Origin of the sequence: Pararhizobium sp. IMCC21322 (assembly GCF_030758295.1) — a bacterium.
Classification (GTDB): domain Bacteria; phylum Pseudomonadota; class Alphaproteobacteria; order Rhizobiales.
In genome coordinates, this window is sequence record NZ_CP132335.1 from 4,634,416 (window position 1) to 4,654,190 (window position 19,775).

At 50.2% G+C, this 19,775-nt stretch carries 23 protein-coding genes and 1 pseudogene; 13 read left to right on the forward strand and 11 right to left on the reverse strand.

From position 1 onward, the window contains the following. The 4 genes from RAL91_RS22055 to RAL91_RS22070 form a co-directional block, all read right to left on the reverse strand. The gene (locus RAL91_RS22055; RefSeq protein ID WP_306258396.1) at positions 1-567 is read right to left on the reverse strand and encodes a hypothetical protein; all 567 of its coding nucleotides are present in this window, start codon (positions 565-567) and stop codon (positions 1-3) included. Continuing rightward, positions 564-1,610 (reverse strand): hypothetical protein, encoded by a 1,047-nt coding sequence (locus RAL91_RS22060; protein WP_306258397.1) that lies wholly within the window; start codon positions 1,608-1,610, stop codon positions 564-566. The genes RAL91_RS22055 and RAL91_RS22060 overlap by 4 nt, the downstream gene beginning before the upstream one ends. Before the next feature lie 905 nt (positions 1,611-2,515). Continuing rightward, positions 2,516-5,257, reverse strand: a complete 2,742-nt coding sequence (locus RAL91_RS22065) for a tetratricopeptide repeat protein (protein ID WP_306258398.1) — start codon at positions 5,255-5,257, stop codon at positions 2,516-2,518. A 56-nt stretch (positions 5,258-5,313) separates the two neighbouring features. Continuing rightward, positions 5,314-5,721: a hypothetical protein gene (locus RAL91_RS22070; protein ID WP_306258399.1), complete on the reverse strand. Its 408-nt coding sequence runs from the start codon at positions 5,719-5,721 to the stop codon at positions 5,314-5,316. 192 nt (positions 5,722-5,913) lie between these two features. Here RAL91_RS22070 and RAL91_RS22075 point away from each other — a divergent pair, with 192 nt between their 5' ends. From RAL91_RS22075 to RAL91_RS22095, 5 genes are all read left to right on the forward strand, one after another. Next, positions 5,914-6,387 carry a hypothetical protein gene (locus RAL91_RS22075; protein WP_306258400.1) on the forward strand — a complete coding sequence of 158 codons (474 nt, stop codon included), beginning with the start codon at positions 5,914-5,916 and terminating at the stop codon, positions 6,385-6,387. Between the two features lie 674 nt (positions 6,388-7,061). Beyond that, on the forward strand, positions 7,062-7,949 hold the full coding sequence (locus RAL91_RS22080; protein WP_306258401.1) for an ArdC family protein: 888 nt from the start codon (positions 7,062-7,064) through the stop codon (positions 7,947-7,949). Positions 7,950-8,036: 87 nt separating this feature from the next. After that, the gene (locus RAL91_RS22085; RefSeq protein ID WP_306258402.1) at positions 8,037-9,746 is read left to right on the forward strand and encodes a ParB/RepB/Spo0J family partition protein; all 1,710 of its coding nucleotides are present in this window, start codon (positions 8,037-8,039) and stop codon (positions 9,744-9,746) included. 114 nt (positions 9,747-9,860) lie between these two features. Further along, a complete protein-coding gene (locus RAL91_RS22090; RefSeq protein WP_306258403.1) occupies positions 9,861-10,043 on the forward strand; it encodes a hypothetical protein in 183 nt (60 codons plus the stop codon). Beyond that, entirely contained in the window at positions 10,033-10,329 is a 297-nt protein-coding gene (locus RAL91_RS22095; protein WP_306258404.1) for a type II toxin-antitoxin system RelE/ParE family toxin, read from the forward strand. Before RAL91_RS22090 ends, RAL91_RS22095 begins: the two co-directional genes overlap by 11 nt. Here the strand turns inward: RAL91_RS22095 and RAL91_RS25155 are convergent. From RAL91_RS25155 to RAL91_RS22105, 3 genes are read right to left on the reverse strand one after another with little or no spacing between them, the layout of a single operon-like run. After that, positions 10,290-10,484: a type II toxin-antitoxin system RelE/ParE family toxin gene (locus tag RAL91_RS25155; protein WP_371932449.1), complete on the reverse strand. Its 195-nt coding sequence runs from the start codon at positions 10,482-10,484 to the stop codon at positions 10,290-10,292. The two genes, RAL91_RS22095 and RAL91_RS25155, sit on opposite strands and share 40 nt — an antisense overlap. Next, the gene (locus RAL91_RS22100) at positions 10,474-10,776 is read right to left on the reverse strand and encodes a hypothetical protein (RefSeq protein WP_306258405.1); all 303 of its coding nucleotides are present in this window, start codon (positions 10,774-10,776) and stop codon (positions 10,474-10,476) included. Before RAL91_RS22100 ends, RAL91_RS25155 begins: the two co-directional genes overlap by 11 nt. 45 nt (positions 10,777-10,821) lie before the next feature. Next, complete coding sequence (locus RAL91_RS22105; RefSeq protein WP_306258406.1) at positions 10,822-11,391, reverse strand: recombinase family protein; 570 nt, start codon at positions 11,389-11,391, stop codon at positions 10,822-10,824. Positions 11,392-11,580: 189 nt separating this feature from the next. On the opposite strand from RAL91_RS22105, the gene RAL91_RS22110 reads away from it, so the two are divergent. Further along, positions 11,581-11,940: a hypothetical protein gene (locus RAL91_RS22110; RefSeq protein WP_306258407.1), complete on the forward strand. Its 360-nt coding sequence runs from the start codon at positions 11,581-11,583 to the stop codon at positions 11,938-11,940. Continuing rightward, on the forward strand, positions 11,941-12,819 hold the full coding sequence (locus RAL91_RS22115) for a hypothetical protein (protein ID WP_306258408.1): 879 nt from the start codon (positions 11,941-11,943) through the stop codon (positions 12,817-12,819). 13 nt (positions 12,820-12,832) lie between these two features. On the opposite strand, the gene RAL91_RS22120 is transcribed toward RAL91_RS22115, so the two are convergent. Together RAL91_RS22120 and RAL91_RS22125 are read right to left on the reverse strand one after the other, a co-directional pair. Beyond that, positions 12,833-13,213, reverse strand: a complete 381-nt coding sequence (locus tag RAL91_RS22120) for a helix-turn-helix domain-containing protein (protein ID WP_306258409.1) — start codon at positions 13,211-13,213, stop codon at positions 12,833-12,835. 19 nt (positions 13,214-13,232) lie between these two features. Next, positions 13,233-13,673 (reverse strand): hypothetical protein, encoded by a 441-nt coding sequence (locus RAL91_RS22125; protein ID WP_306258410.1) that lies wholly within the window; start codon positions 13,671-13,673, stop codon positions 13,233-13,235. A gap of 126 nt (positions 13,674-13,799) precedes the next feature. Here RAL91_RS22125 and RAL91_RS22130 point away from each other — a divergent pair, with 126 nt between their 5' ends. From RAL91_RS22130 to RAL91_RS22150, 6 genes are all read left to right on the forward strand, one after another. Next, positions 13,800-14,456: a helix-turn-helix transcriptional regulator gene (locus tag RAL91_RS22130; RefSeq protein ID WP_306257369.1), complete on the forward strand. Its 657-nt coding sequence runs from the start codon at positions 13,800-13,802 to the stop codon at positions 14,454-14,456. Continuing rightward, positions 14,456-15,019: an N-acetyltransferase gene (locus tag RAL91_RS22135; protein ID WP_306258411.1), complete on the forward strand. Its 564-nt coding sequence runs from the start codon at positions 14,456-14,458 to the stop codon at positions 15,017-15,019. The genes RAL91_RS22130 and RAL91_RS22135 overlap by 1 nt, the downstream gene beginning before the upstream one ends. 310 nt (positions 15,020-15,329) lie before the next feature. Beyond that, a complete protein-coding gene (locus RAL91_RS22140) occupies positions 15,330-15,719 on the forward strand; it encodes a helix-turn-helix domain-containing protein (protein ID WP_306258412.1) in 390 nt (129 codons plus the stop codon). Positions 15,720-15,916: 197 nt separating this feature from the next. Next, positions 15,917-16,375 (forward strand): hypothetical protein, encoded by a 459-nt coding sequence (locus tag RAL91_RS25160; protein WP_371932450.1) that lies wholly within the window; start codon positions 15,917-15,919, stop codon positions 16,373-16,375. Between the two features lie 35 nt (positions 16,376-16,410). Further along, positions 16,411-17,493 carry an IS5 family transposase gene (locus RAL91_RS22145; RefSeq protein ID WP_306258413.1) on the forward strand — a complete coding sequence of 361 codons (1,083 nt, stop codon included), beginning with the start codon at positions 16,411-16,413 and terminating at the stop codon, positions 17,491-17,493. 248 nt (positions 17,494-17,741) lie between these two features. Continuing rightward, on the forward strand, positions 17,742-18,179 hold the full coding sequence (locus RAL91_RS22150; RefSeq protein WP_306258414.1) for a cytochrome c family protein: 438 nt from the start codon (positions 17,742-17,744) through the stop codon (positions 18,177-18,179). 74 nt (positions 18,180-18,253) lie between these two features. Here the strand turns inward: RAL91_RS22150 and RAL91_RS22155 are convergent, their stop codons facing one another. Together RAL91_RS22155 and RAL91_RS22160 are read right to left on the reverse strand one after the other, a co-directional pair. Further along, positions 18,254-18,958 carry a leucine-rich repeat domain-containing protein gene (locus RAL91_RS22155; protein ID WP_306258415.1) on the reverse strand — a complete coding sequence of 235 codons (705 nt, stop codon included), beginning with the start codon at positions 18,956-18,958 and terminating at the stop codon, positions 18,254-18,256. Between the two features lie 295 nt (positions 18,959-19,253). Further along, positions 19,254-19,743, reverse strand: a pseudogene (locus tag RAL91_RS22160) (IS3 family transposase); the annotation flags it as partial. Positions 19,744-19,775 lie beyond the last annotated feature (32 nt).

Consider the following 19,775-nt stretch of genomic DNA (forward strand, 5'->3'; position numbering starts at 1 on the left):
TTAGCGTGGGTTTTCAATGTCGAAGATGCCGAAGCGGCAATTGGCTTTTGCGATGGAGGCAAGGCGCTCTGTGCTTATGCCAAGCTCAGACAAGACATCTGGCGGCACGGTCTGTAGATCGCTGTAAATTGGCCGGGACGCCCCGGCCTGCTTGCCAAGATCAATATGTCTGGTAGCAACACCTTTGCCGAAGCCGACATAGCACCACTGTTTCGCCGCACGTTTTTCAATGACGTCTTCAGCGGAGGCAAAGCTTGCTCCAGTCACGACGACGCCAAGCCCGCCGACAGTAACCCGCTTGAAGAAACTTATTTCGTCAACACCTGCCAGCAAGTCGGTTTGTTGGCTTGTGTTTTCAGTCAGCTCGGATGGTTGCCACTCACCAAACATTGCCAGTTTGAAATTCTCCCATTTGTCGCGGAAGACAAAGAAATCAGCATCCCACGCAATGAAAATCGTCATGGCAACGAGGACAGCGCCGCCCAGCATCGTGAAGCCGATAGTGCGCGCGAGGCGGTTGGCCCCGCGCACATATCGTTTGCCCTGTGGGGTCGCAGGGGCGTTCATTCGAGCGCATCCCCATCCAGAGGCGTCGTCTTGCCGTTCTTATAGGCTTGCGGAGGAGTAGCGTTGCCGGAGCCACTATTTTTTGCCGTATTCTGTGATTTGTATTTTTGCTGCTTGAGCGCCTGCTCAATGATCCAGACTTCCTTGAGATAAGCCATGATCCAGACGGAGATCGGCAGTACGCCATCTATCGCGATGATCAGCAAAAACAGTGGCAAGAAATCCATGGCATGGGTCACCGCCTCACCAACCCCGGGACGCGCCGGAAAGATCGGACGCATGACTGCGGTACCGCCGCTACTCTCCAGGATTGCTTCAAGATTCTTGCCATGTTCCGACAAAATGGCATTGATACGCTGTGCGACATCTGCCCGTCCTGACAGCTTAATGCCGTTCGACAATTCCTCCGCATATCGTTCGATAAGATGCAGCGGTACGGCATTGGACAGTTTTGCCGTTGCCTGGTGCAGCAGGTTGTCGGTCTGTTTCAGTGTGTTGCGGCGCTCCCAAATGCTGATCTCTGTCTGCCCAACAATGCGCTGATAGTCAGCAAAGTGATCGTTGATTTCTTCCAGCGCATGTTCACGCGCGGCTTCGCCCTGTTCATATTGCTGTTGAATGGCTTCTGCCTGTTCCGCCAGACCTTCTAGGACTACTGTGATAGACCCACGCCCCGTAGCGGCTGCTTTGCTTAAGCAAGACTGTGATTGCTCGCAGGCGGCCCAGCCATGCAAATCCGATGCTATGACCCCGAGGGTCGCGCCACTTCTGCTGGCCTCAGTCGCGACTTGATTAACTTGCGAAATCTCTTGCGCTAGCTTGGTACCGTGATCCTGCATTCGAAGAGCAGCAACATCGGGTAAAATGTTCCCGGAAAATGTTGCCAAGGCGAAACCCGCGCCGACAAACATTATCCCAACTATGCTGGCGATCGCCGCCAACCTAAAGCGTTTGGCGGCATAAGGCGCACCAAAGCTAACAGCAAGGTGCATGACACCAAAACTCACTATCCCTGCACCAAGGGTCAGGGATGCAATCTTCAAATTGTGAAAACCGCCTGATCCTGTGATGATGTTTGGCAGGCCAAGCGCCAGTGTCAGTGTTTGGGTTCCGACAAGAAGGGGTGGGACCCAATCCATCAATGGGCGGCTCGGCGGGCGTTCATGAACCTGTAAGTCATTGTCAAAAGTATCGTCGTGAACGTTCATATTAATCTCCGGTTTTGGATGACAGCGACGAACGGGCCATGATTGCGGGCGTGCGGAAACAGCCGCGCAAAATCTGTCCGGTGGTTCGGTGTCGATATATTTTGAAACTTTGACGGCTACGGACGTGCCGAAGCCGTCAGGGTTTTTTGTCTGTGCGGTTCCCTAGATGGGAAATGATCCGCGACCACGACAGCTCCGGCAAAAGAAGGAATGCCGCGTCATGCCCCATCCCCTGCAAACTGGGCAGGACGTATCTTCAAAAATATTGGCAATTTGCCCGTCAGTGGACATTGGTGAATATTCGAGATCGATAATTGACCCGAAATCACCGAGCCGTGATAAGATCGTCTTCATCTTAAATCCTCCATGCAAGTGGGCTTTGGATGTGTCAGGTGTTCGGGACGCGCCAACTTCCCGAACACCCCTTGGCCTATTTCCCGGTCATGTGGCCAGAGGAATAGAGCCCGATCTGATTGGCCGCCGAGCCGGTGACAACACCTATTTGACCGAGCCAGAGATTAAGAATGGGACTGTTTTTCATTTGAGATTCTCCTGATTTATTCAGCCGGGTTTGTTCGGCCTAACTACACGCTAATGCAGCTTTGAATATACCTTGGGAGAGTTTAGGGAGAATTAGCCCAATATGTAGGCAGTGCTTTGTTTATAAAGCTTTTTTATTCTTGGCGAGTTCGTAGGTGGCTCATTTACGGGCTGGTCTCCGGCCACAATTGGCAAGGCGTTCAGCGTTCAATGAATTTATCTACGGAAATAACATTCTCGCGGAACGGCGAACAGACTTTTCTAACCTCAGCCGACTCGTCGCCATCGACGGCTTGTTCGATAATCGCGTTGGTTTCATCCTTACTGTACGCACTCATACCCATGTTCCGAAGCTGTTTAAGGGCTTCACCCGCCGTAGCAAAATCTCGTTGCTCTTTGCTGTAAAGGGTTTCGTAGGCAAGGCCACACAAGGCCGCCACATTGCCCTTTGCAGCAAGATCGGAAATCCGTGCGTATGACATTTGTCGGTTATCTACTGCCAACAAGCTCGACAACCTTATATGATTTTCCTCCCCGTTTTTGTTGCCCGCCTCCATAGCCTGCCGGTAATAGTCAAGCGCCGTCTGAGAATCGAATTTGTGAAGAGCGCCAATTTCGTAGGACACACCCAACAGATTTATTGCGCACGTATTTCCTTCCGTCGCAGAGAATTCAAGCGCATTGCGCGCATCAGTCTCGGTGATCTCGACTTTACTGTCTTCGAACATACATGAGTACCCATCCGAATGGAGATAGGTTTCAGCGACCATGTAGGCTCCCATTGCATGGCCCTGTTTCCAGGATAGAAGTAAGCGCTCAACTCCGCGCGCCTCTCCAACAGTACGCGGGTCCGACATTCTAATAAGAGTCTTCCCTACCATAGCTGACGCTTTCCCGTCCCCCTCGTCAGAAGCCTGTGAAATCAGATTGAACGCTTCTTCCCATTCCGGCGTTTCGCGTTCAAACCGCCCTGTCAGATTTACTACCAGTGGATAGAGCGCGGGTTTGTGGCCCTGTTCCAGCGCCTTTCGGTACCAACCTTCTGCGATGGCCGCATTGTTCTCGCTGTCTTCTACGCCCCGGTTGTTTTCATACATCAATGCAAGATTGAACTGAGCACTTGGCAATCCCAGTTCAGCGGCTTGGCTGTACCACGATACGGCTATTGAATCATTGTCGGAACTTGGCGGAACACCTCGATCAACCTCATACATCCAACCTAGATTTTTTTGCGCCAAAGCGAATCCTTGCTCTGCCGCTTTTCGCAACCAATCTACAGCAGTCTCATCATTGCGGCCTTCCTTCGCCACACCCTCATCTTCCACGTACATCATTGCCAGATTGTTTTGCGCCGCTGCCAAACCCTGCTCTGCCGCCAATTTGTACCAACGCACGGCCTCTTCATCATCTAACGCGACACCGCGCCCCATGTCGTATGACCAACCCAAATCAAGTTGTCCGCGCGAGTTTCCTGTTGACGCGGCCTTTCGGAACAATTCCAGCGCTGCGCGGTCATTTTCATTCGAGACCTCAGATCCTCTGCCATCCCTCAGCATACTTCCCAAGTCCACCTGAGCATCCGTCACACCTTTGTTGGCAGCCTCCCTGAAATGTTCGACAGCGATCTTGTCGTTTTCGGGATCGGCCTGCACCCCCCGGTTTCTTGCATACATGACGCCAAGTTTCCATGTAGCGCGAGGGTGATCATGGTTGGCCGCGTGAGTTAGTAGTTCGACCGCTGCCACTAGCCGGTCTTTTGGATCTTTGCCTCCCTCCGGGCAAAGACCGCGATCATAGTAGACAGCTTCCAGGAAATAACCATCAAACTCTTCTGCCTGCCTGGCAGCAATTGCAAAACCCAACCCGTCGCAATCATCATTTGCAGATTTATTGTTTAGATATAGCTCAGCAAGATGGACCCCAGCGCGGCTGCTACCATGGCTGGCGGCCGCAAGGAGAAAATCAACACCTTTGCCGAGGTCCTTCTCAATGCCAACGCCCCGAAGAAGGATGAAGCCATAAGCATTTTGAGCCTCTACATCGCCCGATCTTGCAAGAGACGGCAGGCCGCGCTCTATCGCAGTTTCGATGTATCGTTCGCCCAGCCCTTCATTCTTGAGGGTGCGCTCACCAAGCAAGTAGCTTACACCAAGTCTCGCCGCCGCAACCGGATAGCCTTGTTCATTTGACCGGCGGAGGTCAGCGAGAAACCCATCAAAATCGCCTTCTCGCCCATGATCCATGGCTTCATTGTAAGCAGAATTGCCAAGTGCTTCGGATTCTACTGGTTGTGAAGGATTTGCGAGAAACAGGTACGCGCCACCCACCACGAGCGCGATGCAGGTTGCCGCGAGACCGGCGCCCACAAATATTTGCTTCTCCTTGCGTGCCTTGGATATTCTCTCTTCTTCGAGAACGCGATCATAAAGCGCTTTTGCCACCGACATTGTGTGCGGTACTGGTTTATTAAAGGCCTTCTCAAATGAACTGCCAAGGATATCGTGATCAACAGCGGACACCGCCGAGGCAAACCCGTCGCCGGCCATTGTGTGCGCCCAAAAATAGGCCAACAGAGGAACGAGCTTGTGGGATTTCGTCGTGGTCGGTGCCCATTTGTCGAGGAGATTTTCCTGAATGTCCCGCAATTCCGGTTCCCCCGTAAATTGACGTGGAATCTTGCCGGGAAAATCCTTCTTGAGATCGTTCAGAAAACGCGACCAGGCTATTGGAACCGGCGCAGAGCCAGCGTTGTCCGAATATTTCTCCTGTAACGGATTACGAAAATGCTCCTTGACCGTCCACGCGATCTCGTTGACAGGAGCCTCTCTCTTGAAAAATAGTCGCTTCGCCTGCGCGGCGCGCTTCGCGTGTTTTAGGCGAACTATCTTGCAAAAGTACTCGAAAGCCTCGACATCAGGGATGACCATTTTTTCGCTCGACATTCCAAAGTCCCCGCACACGTTTTGCGAGAAACAATAATGTCGAACTACTCAAAGGTCTAGGTGGGTTTTGGTGGCGGGGCTTTCGGTATGCTTTGATCCCCGTGTTCGTGAACGTAATTCTCGGTGCGTCTTACAGCCCCCGTCTTGGCGTCCCTGACAATATAAGCCGGCCCATCGATTCGGTGACGGTTGCCTGAATCGAACCATTCTTCTCCGATGATCACATCGGTATCCGGATCAATCACCTCAACCGCCGGAACGTGCAATCCGTGCCGCCTGCCGTGGAACCATCTTTCGAGCTTTACCGGTTTTCCGGAGACCGGATCATACTCGATTATCGCAGGCATGTTGACCCCTCCGTGAAGCTTGCCGTTTTCGTCCCGGCAGGTCTTGGTGATCACCTGATCGGTTTGCAGGTCTCGTTCAATCTCAATTTGAAATGTTTCTGTATAGGTCCTTCTCACAAAATCATTCTATCAAAGATTCTACAAAATAACCATAAAAAACAACATGTTATATGGGAAATATCAGCATGGGTTCAGGCATATGTCAGGCATATATCTGCTGACAAGTACCGGCAGGTTTCAGCATTATCCCGGTGTCGACCAAGCCCGGGGTAACCCAGGAGAGCTCTCCGCAGCGTCACGGAGAATAAAATGACGCAGATTTATACAGGGGATCTGTATTCCCTCTCGACCGCCGCTTTGCGGCATCCTCACATGGCAGGTAAAATTGCCCGCTACTGGAATTTCGGTGGCATGTCCGGAGAACTGATTCTGGACACTATCATGGATGAGCTGAACCTGAACCACGAAGGACGTCTTTTCCAATACAACCAGCGGGCTCTTGACAACAAGCGGGCTCTTGATCTGGTGGCGCTTAGGCCGAAAGAACTATGGGGCGAGCAAGCACTGAGTACGATGAAGTCGCTTTCAAAATTCCGCGATCAACATATGATCGAAGTTACGGATTTATTCGGCGAAGACGGGCGGCGTGCTATCAATGCTATTCGGACTTTGGCCTCGATTCCCCCCAAAAAAGCACTTTGTCGGTCAGTCGTACCGCGCTTTATGATGCTCGATTTCGCGCGCCGGATTCGCGAAGCTCGGTTGGCACCAGCGATGGCCTAACAGGATCGGCTAATAATAGTGCTTGCCTTGCTGTCCGGGCGGGCTCTATTTCACTAGGCGCGTGCCTTGCCAAGTGAAACCGAACCAATGAGGCATTGTTTCGGCGCATTCGCGTAACGATCCCTGACAAAGAAAAGCCAAGCGGCCGGTACTCCAAGGGTGCTCTCGATCCCACGGCGTTGGCCGCTCCTGCGGGAACACCGGGAACCTTGGCTTACCGATCGACGCGTCCCGCCACCTCAAATGTGGCTCCTGGCAGTCTTCATTTTATGGTGTCGTCGTTGACGGCGTTTTTAAGGACTGTCGGAGACGGCACAATCAGGATTGTGCCGCCGCTTATAGTGATGCCCGGCACACCGGACATGGAAACCCTAGGCCAGCTTACACCGACACAAAACACCTGATCCAATAGCCAAAATCCTCCGGCCCGCTCCATTCCCCTCATTGCATTCGGCTCCCGTGTTGTCGGATCGGCTGGCAAGCAGCCGCCGCAAGCGGTGAGGCTTTGGGGCGTTTTGCTTTCGGCACAACCGTCCAAAGAGACGTCGCCTCCGATAAATCGGGGGCGGCTTTTTTCGTTTTTGGACGCTCGCCGCGAGCAAGGTTTCATGTGCGGGGTAGACAGAAGAAAGTCTGAAAACCTCGTTTTTGAAAACCAACAATGCGAGGAAAAAATGACCAAGCGAGATATTTACCAAGAGATAACCGACAAGATTATAGCCGTTCTGGATCAGGTGAATCTGGACGACTACCAAGCCCCATTCGCTGGATTGGCGGCGCAGGGATTACCAGCGAACCCCACAACAGACCACCAATATCAAGGCATCAATATTCCGTCCCTTTGGGTAGACCAGCAGGTGAATGGGTTTGAGTCCAACCAATGGGCAACCTTCAAACAATGGAAGGACAAGGGCGCACAGGTTCGCAAAGGCGAAAAGGGAAGCCCGATTATCTTTTTCAAAACGCTTCAAAAGACCGCAGAAAACACCGCAGGCGAGCCGGAAGAATTTAACATACCAATGACGCGGTTCTATACCGTCTTTAATGCCAGTCAGGTCGATGGTTACGACCATCAGGATGGCGGCGCAGAGCCAAAAATTGATCTTGTCACACGCATTGACCATGCAGACCGATATTGCACCCAGACGGGCGCAGACATCCGTCATGGCGGGTTAAGTGCCTTCTATCGACGCAGCGGCGACTTTATCAATCTGCCCGACACTGCCGCCTTTGTGGATACATCACAGGCCACCGCCACAGAAAACTATTATGCGACTTTGTTCCATGAACTGACCCACTGGACAGGCGCGCCCAAACGCCTTGACCGTGACAAGGCAAAAAACCGCCAAGACCGCGAAAAATACGCCTTTGAGGAATTGATTGCAGAACTTGGCGCGGCATTTTTGTGTTCCAAACTCGCAATCGTACAGACCCCGCGCAACGATCACGCGCTTTACATCAAGAGTTGGCTGGCGGCGCTCAAAAACAACAAGAAATTCATATTCAAGGCATCGGCACAAGCCGCCCGTGCCGTGGCGTTTCTCGACGGGTTTCAGGAATAGGGATTGCAGCACAGAGGCCAATCGCTGGTTGGCCTCGATGGTGCAATTCCGCGCCTTTTAAAAACCTAACCACCCAAGGAGAAGACCATGGAACTACAACATATTGAATTGAAAGATTTAAAAACAACAAAACTGAATGTCCGCAAAATCGGTGCCAAGAACACCGCCGATCTTGAGGCCAGCATTCAATCGCTTGGCATTATCCAGCCATTGCTGGTACGTGCCAACTGTGAGGGCTTTGAAGTTGTCGCAGGACAGCGGCGCTTTCATGCTTTGAGCAAATTGGCGCAACAAGGCGAGATTGAGCCTGTGCCGTGCATTGTCATGCAAGAGGGCGATGATGCCAAAGCGATAGAGGCGTCCTTGGCGGAAAACATTGCCCGTCTGCCGATGGATGAAATTGACCAGTACAAGGCTTTTTCAGCGCTGGCAAAACAAGGGACAAGCATTGAAGATATTGCCCTGCAATTCGGCATTACCGACAGGCAGGTCAAACAGCGCCTTGCCCTTGGCAATCTATATGCACCGATATTGAGCGCGTACCGCAAGGCTGAGATTAACGCAGGAACACTTCGCGCATTGACACTGGCAACCACCAAACAACAAAAACTGTGGTGGGATTTGTTCAAGAGCGAAGATCAACACGCCCCGCAAGGTCACAGCCTTAAAAGCTGGTTGTTTGGCGGCGCGAATATTCCACTGGAAAATGCGCTGTTTGATGTCGCAAATTACAAAGGCGCAAGCGTGTCTGATCTGTTTGAAGACGCCAGCTATTTTGATGATGCAACGAATTTCTGGACATTGCAAAATCAAGCCATTGCCGCCGCGAAGGAAACCTATCTTGCCAATGGTTGGCAGGAGGTTATCATTCTGGATATCGGTGAGTATTGGAGCGATTGGGAATATGCGAAAGCCACCAAGAAGGATGGCGGCAGAATCTATGTCCAGATTGCCACCAATGGCGAAGTGACATTCCATGAGGGGTATCTGACGAGACAGGAAACAAAGCGCCAGAAGAAAGTTGAAGCTGGCGAAGTTGTGGCAGACATACAAAAGGCCGAGATTACCAAAGCCATGCAGAATTATCTTGCGCTTCATCGTCATAGCGCAGTGAGAACAGATTTACTCTCACATCAAGGCATTGCCCTGCGTTTGGCAGTGGCGCAGATGATTGCGGGATCTTCGCTTTGGAGTGTTCAGGCCGACCCGCAAATGGCCAATACGGACGCAATTGCCCAAAGCCTTGCAACCAATAAGGCAGAAAGCGTGTTTCAGGCAGAGCGCGAACGGGTGCAGAACCTGTTAGGCCTGTCTGGTGAAGAGGGCGAAACCATCGTACCGCGCAAAACCGATTGGGGTAAAAGTCCTGATCTTTACGCCATAGTCGCCAAGCTGATGGAACTGGACGATGCCAGCGTCACTATGATTTTGACCTTTGTCGTTGCCGAAACCCTGCCGAGCGGTTCTGCGCTTGTTGAGGTGTTGGGCGAAAAACTGGGTGTCGATATGGCGAAGCACTGGCAACCGGATCAAACCTTCTTTGATCTGTTGCGCGACAAGGAAACGCTCAACACCATTGTCAAACAAGTCGCTGGAAAGAGCACGGCAGACGCGCATGTCGCCTCGACCGCCAAAGTCCAGAAACAGATTATTCAGGACGGATTAAGCGGCAAGCGCAAGAATGGCAAAAAGGACTGGCAACCGGGCTATATGAGTTTCCCCATGATCGCCTACACCAAAAAGGGCGGCATTGAAGCCATGGACAGCCGCAAAGCCCTCAAGAAGCTGTTTAAATAGCACTCACCAAAACAAAAACCGCCCGTTGGTTTCGACCAACGGGCGGTTTTACCGCTTTCGCGGCAATTGTCGTTTTTTATGGATTTTTGCCCTTATTTTGCGTTACAATGGGGCATGAGCGAAATCAAAGAAACATCATCATTGGCTGAGTTGACACAGCCTTGCGAACCGTCTTCCGACCCAAACTATCTGGCTTGGAAAGAGGCCAAGATACGCAAAGGCCTTGAGCAGTCAAAAGACCGATCAAACATGATTCCCGCCCATAAGGTCTGGGAGACATTCGGCTTTGAACGTTAATTTTACCCCCGAAGCCCTTTCTGACCTTAAACATATTCATACCTACATCGCTGAGTTTGACCCGTCTGCCGCTGACCGCGTGATATCGCGCATTCGTCAGGTCACGCAGATTTTTGAAAACTTCCCGCTTCTGGGGCGTGAGGGACTTGTCAAAGATACGCGGGAGTTCGCCGTAACGGGTTTGCCCTATACGATCATCTACAAGATCACATCACCAACCGACATTGATATCCTGACCGTGATCCATCAGCGAAGGCAATACCCTCCGGAAGAGCAGGATGAATAGGCACGACCTATTTTATGGTTGTCGCCAATGATTTCAAAAACGGCATCGAGTTCATGCAGATATTTATCTGCCTGCCCTTTGCCAAACGATTTAAATGTGTGCGTGTAAATATCTTTGAGGTCGCGTTCTGCCCGCCGGGATAGTCTATGCGCCATCCCTGATATCGGCTTTTGCCTCTGCAATGATATCACTCATCGCCTTGTCGCTGACACCGCTTGAAAAACCCTCTTCAATGGCGTCCTCCAGAGCCTGGCGCTTTTCTTCGGTTGAAAGCCTATCAAAGGCGCGTTTTTGCGCTTCCGTCGGCACAGCCCACGGATAAACGTTAATCTGAATTGTCTCTAGAACATCGTCTTTCATAATGTAATTATCGCTGAAACCAACCCGATTTGCCAGAATTTTGATGACTTTTGGTGCGGCCTGGGAGCGAACACTGTCATTCTGCATCTGACAGTGGATTTCGACAGGCATCTTGACGATTAAGACCAATCCCTAATGGAGTGTCCGCTCCGACGGCAAAGCCCGCATTCTGCGCGATAGCGTCCATGGGTGCACTTTCAAAGAGGCCGCCGCATCTTTGATGGTTGTATCGGAGCTATCAATCAATGCTTTTGCGCCACGCACTTGTTCATCGGTAATTTTGGGCGGTCTGCCTAACCGGCTTCCCCGCTTGCGTGCCATGAGCAGCCCTTCAATCGTACGCTCCGATATCTTGCGCCGTTCCCATTCCGCCGCTGCCGCTCTGCTTTGATATTCGTGATTTCCATCTGCTGTGCTGGTGTCGATGTTCATGTTCATGGCCTTGAATTTGATGCCACGCCGCCGAAATTCCTTCTCATAGACAATCGCGTCATATGTTGTCCTGAAAACCCGATCCAAATCCCAGACAAGAAACGTATCGCCGCACTGTAGCTTTTGGACGATTTCCTCAAATATTGGCCGTTTTGCCGATACAGCAGACAGCACTTCAACATAAAACGCGTCACATAAGCCTTTCAGCCCCTCAATTTGACGATCAGGCCTCTGCATTTTTGTACTGATCCGAAGATATCCATATATCATGTTTTTCAATGCGTTAGCTACATATAGTCGGTGACAAGCCAACCAACAAAATCGGTCCTTTTCGTGTGATCCTGAATTTGTGAGGAAGCGCCGGGATTGTGTCCAGCCAAGCCCTTGAAATTGCACGATTACAATTCAATTATAACAAAACCAAGGCATGAGAATCAAATTCCACAATATTGACCGATTATGTTGAATAGAAAAGTTAATATATTAAGTAAATATAAACAAATATCTGCAATAATACTTCTATGTATATTTGGAAACACTGCCAGGGCGCAGGAAGACGTGATAAATGCCGGGTTTGTGTTGCATAAAATGGCGGTTGCAGAGCAGTTCGCTTATGTTTCAGGGGTCGTGGAAGGCTTGGCCTACGCACGGTTTTTGCGGGATAAGCCAAATGAGGATGGGATGAAGTGTATTTATGACTGGTATTATGCGGATAGTGACCGACAGTGGGCGCGAATTGAAACGGTTTTTGGCGCACACTTGGAAAAACCAGTTGGAGTGTTGCTCCACGTCCTAATCAAAAAAAAGTGTGGTGCGTAGATGATTGAATTGGTGAGCCATTTTGCAAGCAAGGAACGAAGTCGCAATTTAGAGCCACTTCGCCAAAAGCAATGGTTCATCAAGGCAAAACAGGAAGCCAAACAACGCACGGACGTTGAAGATAGACTTGAAGGCGATGTTCTGGCGTTTGCAGCCGAAACCATCACCGCTACACAAATTCAGATTGAAGCATTTGAAGCCCGTCTTGATAGCTACGGTTCACAGCTTGATAAGAACGAAGCACAGCTGCTTGCATATGACACAGCTATTGTTGAGGCGTTGATGGAAAATCGACGACGTTTAGATCAAATTGGAGACGAACTGAACGAAGTTGACGCTGAACTGGAAAGCTTGCTTGAACAAGCCCATGTCCATGAAGACGGACGCCGCCTTTTTAAATCGCGAGATGGCTTGTCTGTCATTGATGAAACTGGTGAGAACGTCTCACTTGATGAGATTGATGTAGATTCTGTTTTTAGTCCTGCCTCTGAATTATATACGGATGGACTTGCTCGAAGGCGCGATTTACAGGGACAACAGTTGCTTGCCGAACAAGAACGCAGTGAACTTCTAGACGCACAGGAAGATATTGCCGTTGAACTTGAAGGGATTTCTGAATCCCGCGAAAATCTTGGTCAGGCGCGGGAACGCGCCGCTTCCGGCGACATGACAGTCAAAGAGATGGAAGAATTCGACGCCGAGCTTGAGGACGCCATGTCCCTGCCAATGCCAAAGATTCCAGCTTCTGCCATGAAACATATCACTGGAATTGAAAGCGCGATTGACACGCCAAATGCCACAACCGCCTTTACCAGCAATGCCGATCCAGCCGCAGCATTGCAGTCTCCAAATCATAATCCAGCCTTTCAACCTGGCTAGATGCAAAGAAGTTTTACGCCGCGTCTTTGCTGCGCTTTTCGTCCCACCGGATGATGGAGCGCACAAGATGAAAAACGCTTTTGCGGATATTCTCGTCCGGCAACTCCATGATCTCAGCCGCCAGCAACAAGCCGACTTTGTTCGTGTTCGAAGCTGCCGGATGCTGGTCAGTCTCGCCATAGAAAAAGCCGACAGGCGTATTCAGCGATGCGGCGCATTTGCCGATTGCCTCCGCAGTCAAAGGGATTTCACCCGCTTCATAGCGTTGCATTGTCGGGGTTGAAACACCCAGTCTCTCGCCCAGAACCTCTTGCGACCACTTGTTGAGACTTCGTATCTGCCGGACACGAAAGCCCAGCTCGACATTGAATTTGTTTTTCTGTTTCTTTTTCATTGCGACCCCCATCATCTGATCAGGCAGCAAACGCCTGGCACAGGGGAGTGCCAGACGTTTGCGGGGAAAGCCGCCTTGAAAGGTATGACGGCTTTGACAGTGCCGTTTTAACCTTGTGGTATAATGCGTGGTGCAGTTTCATGCTTGTCCAGTAGAGCCGGAAGACACGGTTGAACTCGATCTCAAGCGTGCGCTCGGCAATGTAGGCGATTTTACCCTCTTTGCGGCTTCGGCGCATTTTTCTCAACTCTTTGGATAAGTCCTGCGCTTCCCCACGGAACAGCTCCAGCATTTCAGTGCTGGCTTTGAAGGGCATATAGTCCGGCACTGTCGTTTCCGCCGTTGCGCGTTCGATTTGATCCATGATTTCCTGGGCTACAGCCTCGCCATAGCGTTTTTCGAGCTCTGCTCTGAGCGCCTCATTGTCTTCTTTTTCAGTATTCTTATTAGTATTACTCATAATAAACCCCCGTGTGTCTCAACTAATTAAATATGTAAATTAATAATATGTTGTACTTTCTACAGATATATGGTTAAAGAATGGTTAATATATAGTAATAATAGAAATTAAATTCCGGTATAGACAATGATTACTAAAGAACAATTACGCGCAGCAAGAGGTTTGGCGGGCTTCGAGCAAAAATTCGTTGCTGAGAATATCGGCGTAGACCCGAAAACTATTTCCAATATCGAAAATGGAAAGGGCAATGTTTCAAGCCCCCATGCTGCAAAGCTCGTCAATTTCTATGAAACCCGCGGCGTCGAATTTACCGATCACAATGGGGTCCGGCAAATCCCTTCGGGTGTTCGGGTCTATCGTGGAAACGCTGAGTTCCGCCAATTCTATGACGATATCTACGAAACAGCCCGGAAGGTCGGCGGCGAGATATGCCTTTACAATGCCGCATCACACCTTGTCATCGGCGCTTTGGGTGCTGACTTCGTGAAGGTTCAACAAGAACGTATGCTGGCGTTGAAAGACAAGAAGCCCAATCAGTTTAGATACCGGGTCATTTTTGCGGAAGGTGACGGCACATTTTTTGGCGCGTCCTATTGCGAATATCGCTGGATAAATCCCGAACATTTCAATGATACGGCTACCTTTGTCTACGGCGACAAGGTGGGCATTGCCACGTTTGAGAACAACGACGTCATGGTTGTTGTTATCAAGAATGCCGGTTTTGCCGAGTCCCTGAAAAAGCAGTTCAGCTTGCAGTGGCAATTGACGCATGAGCCAAAGTGATGCTCGGGACAATCAAACGCACGCATTTCTTGAAGACCAGGGATCAGTTCAATGCGCGTGGCGTTTGCGCGAAACACAGATTGGTTGAAGTCACTCCTAATCCGAAGAATATTGTTGACCGTGTGTCGCGCATACCGTGGAATTGGATCAACAAGGAACTTTACGATGTTGATGTTTTAACCGCGCGGATCAAAAATCAAAATATGCGCTTGTTTGATTTTGTTGAGGCTGGAAAACAGATTGGCTATTGTATCGCTGTACCCCCGGATCAAAATATTGCCAGGACGTTTCTTACGGCGGTAAGGCCGAAAAACCCGATTGAGATTGAGAATATCGCCCTGTTCCCCGAACATGCTGGCAATGGCAGAGGCCGTAGCGTGGTAAATCTCATGATGGGTAAGTTGTTTGAAGACGGTCATGATGTCGTGTGTCTGAATACCAGCGAAACAAATTATCCAACATTATCCGCATTCTATGAGCGCATCGGAATGACCAATGTGGGGCAGGATGAAATACCGGACTTCAACATCAGGACGCGTCAGCCAGCATGCATCGTGGCTTGATCTGATTGCTGCATTGCGTCCTGCGCAAATCCCACGTTCAAGAGCTACGCAAGAATTTGCGTGTTGCGTAATGGTGCTACGTTGGCAACCGCGCCACACGCACAAAATGCTGCCTATGGCATGGTTTCTCTTGAGCGTTGATCCAAAGATCTGCGATTATCTTTTGATGAGCGAAACAAAAACCATCACCCAACATCACAGAACAATGCGATATTTCCCCATCGCTTGTGCAGATCGGGGGAAAGCCAGCCGAAAGCGATTTGGGGTGTGTAGGCTTTCCTCCGGTTTCATGCGCTTTTGAAAGCCTGAAATGCGCCTGGTAGATCAAGATATTGAAAAACTAATCGGGCAACGCCTAAAGAAGGCACGGCTTGAGGCAGGTCTGACGCAAGCCGCTCTAGCTGAAAAAATTGGGGTCAAATTCCAACAACTTCAAAAATATGAGTCCGGCAAGAACAGGATTTCATCATCCAAATTGTTGCAATCCGCTATCATCCTGGATCAACCAGTGAGTTATTTTTTGTGTGATGCGCGTGCCGTTTTGACGGGCAGGCAACTATTATCAGAGCCGCGAAGCTTAGATGATGATGAAACGATTTTTAGCTATGGCCTTATCGTTCATCAAATACGCGACCCAGCATTCAGGCGATCTTTTATCAATCTCATTCGCCGCCACAACAAAATTGCTGAAATCACCTAAATTGGTTTCAGCCCATCCTGTTTAGCCCCGCGCGCAACAATCTTGAGGCTGCTATCTGGCAGAGGCCGCTGTAATGTAACGGCTTCATCCCGTTGAAGCCACCGGACAATGCCGCTATTTGAGAGCTGCCAGAAAAGAAAATTGAAAAGTGTTAAACATTTCCAGAGTGTTGCCGTTGAGGGAGAATCAAAGTGGCAATGTGTGGATATCGAACTGGCGTGATATGGGACCCGACGCGCCCGAACTGGCAAAACAATGGCGAACGCCCAATTGCATGGTCAGCGTGGTATCCCACAGATGACATAGGCAGCGTCCAAATACCTTCCGGGCATTTCTTTGAATTGGGCGATGTGATCCAGAATGCCGCTCTTACCTCGCAGAAAAGGTTGCCAGTTGTATTGCTCTCCCATGGCACTGGCGGAACGGCAGAGAGCGTGAGTTGGCTTGCATGGGCACTCGCTTGCGAAGGCTATGTGGTTACTGGAGCAAATCACCACGGCAACACGGGCTTGGAACCATACCTTGCAGAAGGCTTCCTATGTTGGTGGGAGCGCGCACCAGACCTTTCGATGTTGCTTACATCACTAGGGGCAACCGGTTTTTTCGCGGACCAACTGGAAACTTCTAAAAACCTCGCCTGGTCCCTCATTTTTTGATTCACTATCCCAAATCGCTGATTTGGAGATTGATTGTGTCAGGACAGGCTGGGTTTTGGGATGTTGATGATCGCTATGAGCTGCTGAGCCGGTCGGGAGACCCGCTGGAAAGTCTTGAGCGGATCGTGCCATGGGATGTTTTTCGCAAGCCGTTGGCCAAGGCGCTGAAGCGTTCGGACGGTGCGAAGGGCGGCAGACCGCCGTTTGACAGCGTGATGATGTTCAAGGTTCTTGTTCTGCAGACGCTGTATAATCTGGGCGATGACCAGACCGAATTCATGATCAACGACCGGTTGTCCTTCATGCGGTTTCTGGGGTTGAGACTCGGTGACAAAGTGCCGGATGCCAAGACGATCTGGCTGTTTCGCGAGCACCTCACGCAGGCCAGCGCCGTGGATAATCTGTTTGCCCGGTTCGACAAGCACCTTGCAAAGAACGGTTATCTGGCGATGGGCGGTCAGCTTGTCGATGCCACCATTGTAGCCGCTCCCAAGCAGCGCATCACCAAGGACGAAAAGGCCGCCATCAAGGCGGGCAAGACCGTCGATGAGATCTGGCCGGATGAGCCCAACAAGGCGGCGCAGAAAGATGTGAGCGCTCGCTGGACGGTCAAATATTCCAAGGCCAAGGCTGTACCCGATGGTCAAAAGCTACAGCGTGATATCGCCATCCCTTCGTTTGGTTACAAAAATCACATTGCCATCGACCGGGAGCTTGGTCTGATCCGTTCGTGGAAAGTGACCGATGCGGCCCGCTACGACGGGGCGCAGCTTGCCGATCTGGCGACCCGCAACAACACCGCGTCTGGCGTGTGGGCAGACACGGCCTATTGCTCGAAGAAGAACAAGGCATGGCTCGCCAAAAACGGTTTTCACTCGCACATACACACCAAAAAGCCGAAGGGGCGTGACATGTCTGGCCGAGCGCGCGAGGCCAACATCAGGCGCTCCCGAATTCGTTCCTTTGTCGAGCATCCGTTTGCCCGTATCAAAAATGTGATGGGATTATTCATCCGCACTATCGGCATCAAGCGGGCAACCACAAAGATCGGATTGGCCAATCTGGTCTACAATTTCCAGAGGATGATGTGGATCAACAGGAAACGTGCGCCTGCATGAGGCGAAAACACCCTGCAAAGGAATATCCAACCCAAAAGCCGCAGCCAGCAACGTCAAATCGACGGCGCTTAAACACCCATCAGGACATCACCTTGGGACACAGCTATGCCATACGCAGAAATAGGTGGTTTTTAGAGGTGTCCAATTGGGTGGAAAGGGAAATTAAATTTTGACATTGAAGAAATCGCTCCATTCAATCACAAAGTCAGTTATTAAATAATAGGATATTAGAATATAGAGGTTACACGATGAAAACAAATTTACCGTTATTGACAACTATGTTCATTCTAGGTTTTTTGAATATAGTATACGCCAATTCTCATGAACGCGAAAGAATTTCTGAACAAGATGAATATTGTCGAGGGGATGTGGCGCTTGTTAAGACCGGTGAGATTGTCTTTAAACAGTGCCGCTCTTGCCATCAATTTGGCCCTGCAGCGAAACACGGTGTTGGCCCCGTCTTAAATGATGTGCTTAACTCTGCTGCCGGTAGCAAAATAGAGTACAAATACTCAGATGCTTTTAAAAAGGTTTCGGCTCGCGGATTGCGCTGGGATATTCTAAATATCAATGAATTTTTGATCCATCCAGGGAAGTTCATCCCTGGAACTGCTATGAAATTTCGCGGATTGAGCTATGAAGGTGACAGACAAGCTGTGATCGCATTTTTGGCCTGCTCCAAATGAATCTAAACTCCTGCAGACATTTGGGAATAGCCTAAACGACGGCGCCGAAACAGCGCCATCGCGTTCTAAATATTCTATCTGATTATAAAATTTGATCTTTCAGAGAACATAGGCTGTAGTTTTTCAATTACAGAACTTTCCCCAATCCAATAGTATTGGAGCATGGGAAGCTTCACTGCGACTTCGTAATTTTCGACTGGATTGTCGCGAACGTTAAGAAGGGACATCTTACTCATTTCGAGAATGGGACTTAAATCCGAAATGCGATTATTTTCCAACTCCAATATTTCAATATTTCTAAGACCAGACAACGCCGAAATGTCCGAGATTTGGTTGTGATCCAACTCCAACTCTATTAGATTGGTTAGTCCGGCGAACGCGCTCACATCGCTCAGCAAATTATTTTCCATCTGCACGCGTTCAAGCGATGTTATTCTAGAGACAGCTGAGATGTCCACCAGGTCATTGTCACACATCCAAAGTTTCTTCAGATTCTGCAATTCAGCTAGAGGCGCTAAATCTTGAATACGGTTGAAATCAAGCTCGACCTCTTCTAAATTTACGGCATACTCAAGTCCCTTGGCACTAGTTATTCCTAGGCTCACAGCGGACAAGACCGTGAGTTTCTCCATGTCTGCGGACGTCGGATCGGATACACCTAGTGTTTCCTCAACCGCAGCTTTGAGGTTTGGGTCGCCAAACTCAACGGACTGTGAATAGCCTGACGTTGAAATCGTCAATAAGAGAGCCGCAGAAATTACAGTTCTTTTGAATAACATAGTCTCACCCCTTGTGAAATTTTCATCACTTACGCGTCAGCGCGCGTGTATAGTATGACGTTAAAGGTGCAGTAAATCAATATTTCGTGTAAAAGGTGCATTGCTGTCGATAAAAAGATATTTGTAAATATCACTCTAAGCTTAGGGTGTGGCCTCAATTGGCCCAGCATCTAAATGCAAAGAGTTGGACCAATTGACGTGCTCCCCTGAAACCTCACTGATTTGAAGTTAGTCCTTCTCGGCATTTGCTTCGCACTGAACCGCCCCGGGATTGTCGGAGGCTGTTTGGTTTAAGTCATGCTGCCACGGGTAGTTTGTCCTGCATTGCGTAATATTGTTCCTCGGCTTCAATTGGCGGGATGTTGCCGATGGGTTCGAGTAGGCGGCGGTTGTTGAACCAGTCGACCCATTCAAGCGTGGCGAATTCGACAGCTTCGAAGCTGCGCCATGGGCCACGTCGGTGGATCACTTCAGCCTTGTAAAGTCCGTTGATGGTTTCTGCCAGAGCATTGTCGTAGGAATCTCCAACACTCCCGACCGATGGTTCAATACCCGCTTGTGCCAGGCGTTCGGTGTACTTTATCGATACATATTGACTTCCTCTGTCGCTGTGGTGGATGAGTCCGCCGCGATGAATTGGACGACGGTCATGCAAAGCCTGTTCGAGAGCATCCAGGACAAAGCCTGCATGCGCTGTGCGTGAGACACGAACCCACGATGTATCGAGCGTAAACGTCGATCACGAAGGCGACATAGACGAAGCCTTTCCAAGTGGCCAATGGAGTAAGAAGCGCTTTCGCGCTTCTCAGACTGCTGA